Origin of the sequence: Pseudomonas brassicae (genome assembly GCF_010671725.1) — a bacterium.
GTDB classification, from domain to species: domain Bacteria; phylum Pseudomonadota; class Gammaproteobacteria; order Pseudomonadales; family Pseudomonadaceae; genus Aquipseudomonas; species Aquipseudomonas brassicae.
Genome location: NZ_JAAHBU010000347.1, coordinates 1 through 5,989 on the forward strand (window position 1 = coordinate 1; position 5,989 = coordinate 5,989).

The following is a 5,989-nucleotide window of genomic DNA, read 5'->3' on the forward strand; positions in this document are numbered from 1 at the left end:
GGCAAGCCAGCTCTCACAGGGTCATGGGTACACCGCATAACCCTGTGGGAGCTGGCTTGCCAGCGAAGGGGCCATTACTGGCACCCCAAAGCAGCGTATCCTGTAACAGATTTTTACCTCACCCGGCGAACACCCCACCATGCCTGCACTTCTCCTGCGCCTGATCGATCTGATAAAGCGCTATCCCGGGGTTATCGCCCTCGGCGGTTTCATCTCCGGTATCGGCAGTTTCATGCTGGTCGACCGCCAGGAAAGCCTGGCCAGCTGGGTCGCGGTGCTGATGCTGGTGAGCTGGTTGTGGCTGATGTTCGAGAACACCTTCACCCAACTGTTCACCCGCGTGTTCAAGCGCGAGATCCCGCAGCCGCTGCTGCGCTATGCGACGCAGATGATCCACCAGGAAAGCCTGTTCTTCGTGCTGCCGTTCTTTTTCGTCACCACCACCTGGAACAGCGGCCAACTGGTGTTCACCGGGCTGCTGGCTGGCGCCGGCCTGGTGTCGATCGTCGACCCGCTGTACTACAAGTGGCTGGCCCCGCGGCGCTGGCTGTTTCTCGCGCTGCACACCCTGACCCTGTTCGCCGCATTGCTCACCGCGCTGCCGATCATCCTGCACCTGACCACCTCGCAGAGCTTCAAGCTGGCCCTGGGCATCGCCATGCTGCTGTCGTTCCCAAGCCTGGCCAGCAGCTTCCCGATCAGCCACTGGCGGCGCGGCCTGATGCTGGTGCTGGTAACCTTGGCGGTAGGCGCCGGTGGCTGGCTGCTGCGCTCCTGGGTGCCGCCCGCCACCCTATGGATGACCGAGGTGGCAATCAGTACCGAGCTGCAGAACCGCACCCCCGGGGCCAGCCTCAAGCAGGTCAGCGCCAGCCAGATCCGCAGCGCCGGGCTGTATGCCTATACCGCAATCAAGGCGCCGCGCGGGCTCAACGAGCGCATCTATCACGTGTGGAAACAGGACGGCAAAGAAGTCGACCGCATCGCCCTGAACATCAATGGCGGGCGCAAGGAGGGTTACCGCGCCTGGACCCACAAGCAGGTGTTCCCGCCCAACCCGGTCGGCAACTGGCAGGTGCGCGTGCTCACCGAGGACGGCCAGGTGATCGGCGTGCTGCGCTTTGAGGTGGTTGATGACGGTCAAGCATCCGCCAGCAAGTGACGCTATGCTCTGAGGCGGCGCATTGGAGCGCCGGCCGGCCCGCCAGGAGCTTATGACCACCACCGTCACCCCCGCCAGCGCCACCCTCGACACCACGCGCAGCCCGGCCTGCCTGCACATCGCCGGCGACTGGACCCTGGCCAACTACACCGCGCTCAAGCGCAGCAGCGAAGCCCTCGGCGGGCAGTACGACGCCAGCGCCCAGGTCGACCTGGCGCAACTGGGCAGGCTGGACACCGCCGGTGCCTCGCTGCTGGTGGAACTGCTGGGCGCCGAGCGCCTCGCGCAACTGGCCGACGACCACAGCAGCCCACTCTCGGCCGCCGACCGGGCGCTGCTGCACACCGTGTATTGCTCGCTGCAGGACTACTGCATCCCGCAGCGCCAGCCCGATGTGCCGGTGCTCACCCAACTGCTCAGCCGCATCGGCCGCGCCGTCGACGTGCTGTGGCAGGACACGCGCCAGCTGCTCGGCTTCATCGGCCTGATCATCGCCACCCTGGCCAGGCGCCTGCTGCAGCCGCGCCGCTGGCGCATGACCGCGGTGGTCGCGCACATCGAGCAGACCGGCCTGGATGCCGCGCCCATCGTTGCGCTGCTGACCTTCCTGGTGGGGGCGGTGGTGGCGTTTCTCGGCGCCACGGTATTGGCCAGCTTCGGCGCGAGCATCTTCACCGTCGACCTGGTGGCCTTTTCGTTCCTGCGTGAATTCGGCGTGCTGCTGACCGCCATCCTGATGGCGGGGCGCACCGCCAGTGCCTTCACCGCCCAGATCGGCTCGATGAAGGCCAACGAAGAGATCGATGCGATCCGTACCCTGGGCCTCGACCCGGTGGAGCTGCTGGTGATCCCGCGGGTGCTGGCGTTGCTGATCGCACTGCCGCTATTGACGTTCCTGGCGATGCTCTGTGGCATCCTCGGTGGCGCCGTGGTGTGTGCCGTGTCGCTGGATATCTCGCCGGCGATGTTCCTCTCGCTGCTGGAGAGCGACATCGGCGTGCAGCATTTTCTGGTGGGCCTGGCCAAGGCACCGTTCTTTGCCTTCCTGATCGCCGCCATCGGCTGCCTCGAAGGCTTCAAGGTCAGCGGCAGTGCCGAGTCGGTCGGCGCCCACACCACCTCGGCGGTGGTGCAGTCGATCTTCGTGGTGATCGTGCTGGACGCGGTGTTCGCGCTGTTCTTCATGGAGATGAGCTGGTGAGTGCTGCAAACGACCGCGAGGCGGTGATCCAGGCGCGCGGGCTGTGCAACCGCTTCGGCCGCCAGAGCGTGCACGAGCAGCTCGACCTCGACCTGTACCGCGGCGAGATCCTTGCCGTGGTCGGCGGCTCGGGCAGCGGCAAGTCGGTGCTGCTGCGCAGCCTCGTCGGCCTGCGTCAGCCCAACGAAGGCCAGGTCAAGGTGTTCGGCCAGGACCTCAGCCAGGCCAGCAACGAGCAGCGTTCGCAGGTCGAGCGCCGCTTCGGCGTGCTGTTCCAGAAGGGCGCGCTGTTCTCGTCGCTGACCCTCACCGAAAACGTCGCCCTGCCGCTGATCGAGCACGCGGGCCTGAGCCGCGACGATGCCGAGCACCTGGCCGGGGTCAAGCTGGCGCTGGCCGGGCTGCCGCTGTCGGCGGCCGACAAATACCCTGCCTCGCTGTCCGGCGGCATGATCAAGCGCGCCGCGCTGGCCCGTGCGCTGGCGCTGGACCCGGACATCCTGTTTCTCGACGAACCCACCGCCGGCCTCGACCCGATCGGCGCGGCGGCCTTCGACCAGTTGATCCTGACCCTGCGCGATGCGCTGGGCTTGAGCGTGTTGCTGATCACCCACGACCTCGACACGCTTTACACCATCACCGACCGCGTGGCGGTACTGGCGCAGAAAAAGGTGCTGGTGGCCGGCCCGCTGGCCGAGGTCGCGCAAACCGACGACCCGTGGATCCACGACTACTTTCATGGCCCGCGCGGCCGGGCGGCGTACCAGGCCGCCACAGCGCTCAAGGAGAATTGAGATGGAAACCCGCGCACACCATGTCCTGATCGGCCTGATCACCGTGCTGGTGGTGGCCGGCGCCATGCTATTCGGCCTGTGGCTGGCCAAGTCCAGCGTCGACAGCACCTTCAAGGACTATGAAGTGGTGTTCAACGAGGCCGTCACCGGCCTGTCCAAGGGCAGTGCCGTGCAGTACAGCGGGATCAAGGTGGGCGACGTGATCAACCTGCGCCTGGACCCCAACGACCCGCGCCGGGTGCTGGCGCACATCCGCCTGAGTGCCGAAACTCCGATCAAGCAGGACACCCAGGCCAAGCTGACCCTCACCGGGGTCACCGGCACCTCGTTGATCCAGCTCAGTGGCGGTACGCCTGAAAGCCCGGCGCTGGAAGGCAAGGGCGGCAAGCTGCCGGTGATCATCGCCTCGCCATCGCCGATCGCCCGCCTGCTCAACGACAGCAGTGACCTGGTGACCAACATCAACCTGCTGCTGCACAACGCCAACCGGCTGTTCTCCGAAGAGAACGCCACCCGCCTGGGCGCCACCCTGGCCAACCTCGAACAGACCACCGGCGCGATTGCCGGCCAACGCGACGACATCCGCGTGGCGATCCGGCAGATGGCCCAGGTCGGCAAGCAGGCCGGCGATGCACTGGAGCAGACCAGCACGCTGATGCGCAACGCCAACCAACTGCTGGGCAGCGAGGGCAGGCAGATCGTCGGCAACGCCGAACAGGCCATGCAGTCGCTGGCCCGCAGCACCGCCACCATCAACGCCATGCTCGACGACAACCGCGAGGCCATCAATGGCGGCGCCCAGGGCTTCAATGCGCTGGCCCCGGCAATTCGCGAGCTGCGCGATACCCTGACCTCGTTGAAAGGCATTTCCCAGCGCCTGGAAGCAAACCCCAGCGGCTACCTGCTGGGCCGCGACACCAACAAGGAGTTCACCCCATGAGCCGCCCCTGCCACGCTATTGCCCTGGCCGTGCTGCTGAGCCTGAGCAGTGCCTGCTCGATCCTGCCCCAGGCCGAACCTGCCGACGTCTACCGCCTGCCGGCCCCGCAGGCCGTGCGCAGCAGCGCAGCCGGCGAGGGCTGGACGCTGCGCATCAACAAGCCACTGGCCAGCGAGGTGCTCAACACACCGCGTATCGCGGTGGTGCCGGCCGGCGACCTGATCAGCAGCTACAAGGGCGCACGCTGGGCCGACCCGGCACCGGCACTGTTGCGCAACCGCATGCTCGATGCGTTCCAGCGCGATGGCCGGGTGCAGCGGGTGAGTGCCGACGACGCCAACCTGCAGGCCGACTACGAGATCGTCGGCGAGCTGCAGGCGTTCCAGAGTGAATACAGCGCGGCCGGGTTGGCCGTGGTGGTGCGCCTGGATGCGCGGCTGGTACAAGGCCGCACCCAGCGCGTACTGGCCAGCCGCAGCTTCGAGGTGCGCCAGCCCGTGGCGCAGGCGCAGGTGCCTGCGGTGGTCAGCGGTTTCGGCCAGGCCAGTGACCGGCTGATGGCACAACTGGTGGACTGGACCGTGGCTCAGGCAAAGAACCAGTAGCACACCGCGATGGCCGCCACCACGCCGGCCAGCTCCGCCAGCAGTGCGCAGCCCACGGCGTGGCGGGCACGCTGGATGCCGACCGCGCCGAAGTACACCGCCAGTACGTAGAAGGTGGTTTCGGTGCTGCCCTGGATGGTCGCGGCCACCAGCGCCGGGAAGCTGTCGACGCCGTGGGTCTGCATGGTCTCGATCAGCATGGCCCGCGCAGCGCTGCCGGAGAACGGCTTGACCATGGCGGTGGGCAGGGCGTCGACGAAACGCGTGTCCCAGCCCAGCCACTCGACCGCATGGCGGATGCCGTCCAGGCCTAGCTCCAGCGCCCCGGAGGCGCGCAGCACGCCCACCGCGCAGAGCATCGCCACCAGGTACGGCAGCAGGCTCTTGGCCACGTCGAAGCCTTCCTTGGCGCCTTCGACGAAGGTTTCGTACACCTTGACCCGCTTGAACGCGCCAATCAGCAGGAACAGCATGATCAGCCCGAACAGCGTGAGGTTGCCCAGGATCGACGACAAGGTAGCCAGCGCGGTGGCCGAGAGCCCGGCCAGCACGGCCATGAAACCACCCAGCAGCAGTGCGCCGGGGATCAGGTAGGCGAGGACCACCGGGTCCCACAGGCGCAGGCGCTGCATCACCGCCACCGACAGCAGGCCGACCAGGGTCGAGGCGCTGGTGGCGAGCAGGATCGGCAGGAACACCAGGGTCGGGTCCAGCGCGCCTTGCTGGGCGCGGTACATGAAGATGGTCACCGGCAGCAGGGTCAGCGACGAGGCGTTGAGTACCAGGAACAGGATCTGCGCGTTGCTGGCGGTGGTGGCGCTGGGGTTGAGCTCCTGCAGCGCACGCATGGCCTTGAGGCCGATGGGCGTGGCGGCGTTGTCCAGGCCCAGGCCATTGGCGGCGAAATTGAGGGTGATCAGGCCCAGTGCCGGGTGGCCGGGCGGAACCTCGGGCATCAGGCGCCGGAACAGCGGGCCGAGCACCTTGGCCAGCCAGTCGACGATGCCGGCCTGCTCGGCGATCTTGAGAAAGCCCAGCCACAGGGTGAGGGTGCCGAACAGCAGCACCATGACCTCGACCGACAGCTTGGCCATGGCGAAGATGCTCTCGACCATCGCGGCGAAGATGCCGGCGTTGCCCCCGACCAGCCACTGCGCCAGAGCGGAGATGGCGGCCACCACGAAAAAGCCGAGCCAGAGGCCGTTGAGCATTGGTCGTTTCCCTTGCAAGTTGGACCGCATGATAGCCGGGTGTCGATATCGCCGCCATCGCTGGCAAGCCAGCTCC

6 protein-coding genes are annotated in these 5,989 nt (G+C 67.1%); 5 read left to right on the forward strand and 1 reads right to left on the reverse strand.

Going from position 1 to position 5,989, the window contains the following annotated elements:
• The first annotated feature begins 139 nt into the window (after positions 1 to 139).
• The 5 genes from G3436_RS21160 to G3436_RS21180 are packed head-to-tail and all read left to right on the forward strand — an operon-like array spanning position 140 to position 4,702.
• A complete protein-coding gene (locus G3436_RS21160) occupies positions 140 to 1,162 on the forward strand; it encodes a DUF5924 family protein (RefSeq protein WP_163949109.1) in 1,023 nt (340 codons plus the stop codon).
• 52 nt (positions 1,163 to 1,214) lie between these two features.
• Positions 1,215 to 2,363, forward strand: a complete 1,149-nt coding sequence (locus tag G3436_RS21165; RefSeq protein WP_163949111.1) for an ABC transporter permease — start codon at positions 1,215 to 1,217, stop codon at positions 2,361 to 2,363.
• Positions 2,360 to 3,157, forward strand: coding sequence for an ATP-binding cassette domain-containing protein (locus G3436_RS21170; RefSeq protein WP_163949113.1), 798 nt, complete (start codon positions 2,360 to 2,362; stop codon positions 3,155 to 3,157). The genes G3436_RS21165 and G3436_RS21170 overlap by 4 nt, the downstream gene beginning before the upstream one ends.
• Before the next feature lies 1 nt (position 3,158).
• A complete protein-coding gene (locus G3436_RS21175; protein ID WP_163949115.1) occupies positions 3,159 to 4,097 on the forward strand; it encodes an MlaD family protein in 939 nt (312 codons plus the stop codon).
• On the forward strand, positions 4,094 to 4,702 hold the full coding sequence (locus G3436_RS21180) for an ABC-type transport auxiliary lipoprotein family protein (protein ID WP_163949117.1): 609 nt from the start codon (positions 4,094 to 4,096) through the stop codon (positions 4,700 to 4,702). Before G3436_RS21175 ends, G3436_RS21180 begins: the two co-directional genes overlap by 4 nt.
• Here G3436_RS21180 and G3436_RS21185 read toward each other — a convergent pair.
• Entirely contained in the window at positions 4,684 to 5,913 is a 1,230-nt protein-coding gene (locus G3436_RS21185) for a nucleoside recognition domain-containing protein (RefSeq protein WP_163949119.1), read from the reverse strand. The genes G3436_RS21180 and G3436_RS21185 overlap by 19 nt on opposite strands.
• Positions 5,914 to 5,989: the final 76 nt, after the last annotated feature.

Bases quoted from the DNA above. Each gene is read 5' to 3' on its own strand.
- G3436_RS21165 (WP_163949111.1), top strand. From the start codon at position 1,215: ATGACCACCACCGTCACCCCCGCCAGCGCCACCCTCGACACCACGCGC.
- G3436_RS21180 (WP_163949117.1), top strand. From the start codon at position 4,094: ATGAGCCGCCCCTGCCACGCTATTGCCCTGGCCGTGCTGCTGAGCCTG.
- G3436_RS21185 (WP_163949119.1), bottom strand. From the start codon at position 5,913: ATGCTCAACGGCCTCTGGCTCGGCTTTTTCGTGGTGGCCGCCATCTCC.
- G3436_RS21160 (WP_163949109.1), top strand. From the start codon at position 140: ATGCCTGCACTTCTCCTGCGCCTGATCGATCTGATAAAGCGCTATCCC.
- G3436_RS21175 (WP_163949115.1), top strand. From the start codon at position 3,159: ATGGAAACCCGCGCACACCATGTCCTGATCGGCCTGATCACCGTGCTG.